The 1,967-nt window shown below is 61.6% G+C and carries 3 protein-coding genes; all 3 read left to right on the top strand.

Going from position 1 to position 1,967, the window contains the following annotated elements; all coding sequences use genetic code 11:
• Positions 1 to 357, top strand: a 357-nt coding sequence (locus BMX36_RS21215; RefSeq protein ID WP_177179239.1) for a multicopper oxidase domain-containing protein, incomplete at its 5' end; no start/stop codon positions are given.
• On the top strand, positions 347 to 1,660 hold the full coding sequence (locus BMX36_RS21210) for a copper resistance protein B (RefSeq protein WP_007407010.1): 1,314 nt from the start codon (positions 347 to 349) through the stop codon (positions 1,658 to 1,660). The genes BMX36_RS21215 and BMX36_RS21210, both read left to right, overlap by 11 nt.
• Positions 1,661 to 1,707: 47 nt before the next feature.
• Positions 1,708 to 1,967, top strand: a 260-nt coding sequence (locus BMX36_RS21205; protein WP_093068548.1) for a DUF305 domain-containing protein, incomplete at its 3' end; no start/stop codon positions are given.

Here is a 1,967-nt window from a genome sequence, read left to right as displayed (position 1 = left end):
GGCAATATGGAGCGCTACATGTGGGGCTTTGACGGCCAGAAGATGAGCGACCCTGCCGACCCCATCCCGTTCCGCAAGGACGAGCGCGCGCGCGTCACCCTGGTCAATGACACGATGATGCCGCACCCAATTCATTTGCACGGCCACTTCTTCGAGCTGGTGACCGGACATGGCGACTTCGCGCCTCGCAAGCACACGGTGAATGTGGCGCCCGGCGGTAAGATGACATTCGACGTAACGGCCGATGCGCCCGGCGACTGGGCGTTCCACTGCCACAATCTTTATCACATGACCGCGGGGATGATGCGTGTCGTGACGGTTCGCCCGATGGGCGAGGAGAACCGCGATGCAGCCTAAGTTCCTCTTGATCGCTGGCGGCGCGGCACTTGGCCTCGCAAGTCCGGTGGCCGCGCAGATGGACCATTCCAATATGCCGGGCATGAAGATGCCGCCGTCAAATACGCCAGCGGTGAAAAAGCCGGCCGCTAAAAAGCCGGCCGCCAAGAAGCCCGCAGCGACCAAGCCCGTCGCGCGCAAAGCGTCCCCAAAGCCCGCCGCTAGATCGACACCGCCCGCGAAAACGGGATCGGGGGCCAAGCCCGCTGCGAATCAGCCCGCCAAGCCTCCGGCCCCTGCAACGATCGTTGCCGATCCTCACGCCGGTCATGACATGACGACCATGCCGGGCATGAATACGCCTGGAGCCAACCCCAACCCCAATACCGCGCACGACATGTCGGCCATGCCAAGTGCCTCCGGCGGTGCCGCCTCCGGCCAGCCAAGCACCAGGCAAGGCATGGACCATGGATCGATGCCGGGAATGGGCCAGAGTTCGGGCGCGATGCAAGGCATGCCGGGACACGACATGGGAAGCATGCCCTCAGGCACGGGCGCGGCGATGATCGGCACCAACCTGCAGGCCGGCACCGCTCCGCCGCCCCCCATTCCGACGGATCGTGCCGCGGACCAGGTCTACTCTGCCGCTGCCATGGCGCATTCGCAGCAGCATCTGCGGTCGATGCACGGCGGGCAGAATTTCTCGCAGGTCATATTCAACCTGGCTGAAGTCCAGATCCGGGATGGTCGCGATGCTTATCGTTGGGATGGCAGCGCCTGGTACGGTGGCGACGTTAATCGTCTGGTTCTTAAAACCGAGGGCGAAGGGAACTTTGGGAGAAGCTTGGAAAGGGCGGAGCTGCAGGCGCTCTACGCACGGGCAATCGGACCCTATACCGATTTTCAGGCAGGGATCCGGTACGACTTCAAGCCTAATCCCTCGCGTGTTTACGCGACAGTCGGTTTTGAGAGCCTGGCTCCGGGTTTCTTCGATGTCGAGGGCGCACTGTTCTTGTCTAGCAAGGGAGACGTGCTGGGCCGCGTTGAAGGCTATTACGATCAGCGCATCACCCAGCGGCTGATTCTCCAGCCTCGTGTCGAAGCTGAGTTTGCGGCGCAGGACGTTCCGGCAGACCGGATCGGTTCGGGCTTGTCGGATATCGAGCTTGGCTTGCGGCTGCGCTACGAGGTGAAGCGAGAGTTCGCCCCCTATATAGGTGTTTCGTACGAGCGCAGAGTGGGCCGTTCTGCTCGTTTTGCACGCGAGGATGGCGAGGATGCGATATCCACCAGCCTCGTTCTGGGCATTCGCACATGGTTTTGAGGCCGACTAGTCTTGTCGGGTTGGCTGAGGTCAAGAAGGAGAAGTCGATGTTCAAGACAGTAACACTTCTGGCTCTGGCCGCGACGTCGGCGAGCCCCGCTTTGGCTCAGCAGCAGATGCAGGGCATGGACCATTCGAAAATGCAAGGCATGAACCACGACAACATGCCTGGCATGAACACGCCTTTCATGCCCGCCGAAATGGCGATGCACGAAAAGATGATGAAGGCCAAGGGCGCTAATGCGAGCGAGACGTGGGTCCGCAAGATGATCGAGCATCACCGCGGTGCGATCGCCATGTCGCAGAT

Origin of the sequence: Sphingomonas sp. OV641, assembly GCF_900109205.1 — a bacterium.
In the GTDB taxonomy this organism is placed as follows: Bacteria; Pseudomonadota; Alphaproteobacteria; order Sphingomonadales; family Sphingomonadaceae; genus Sphingomonas.
This window is presented reverse-complemented; position numbering and strand designations above follow the sequence as displayed.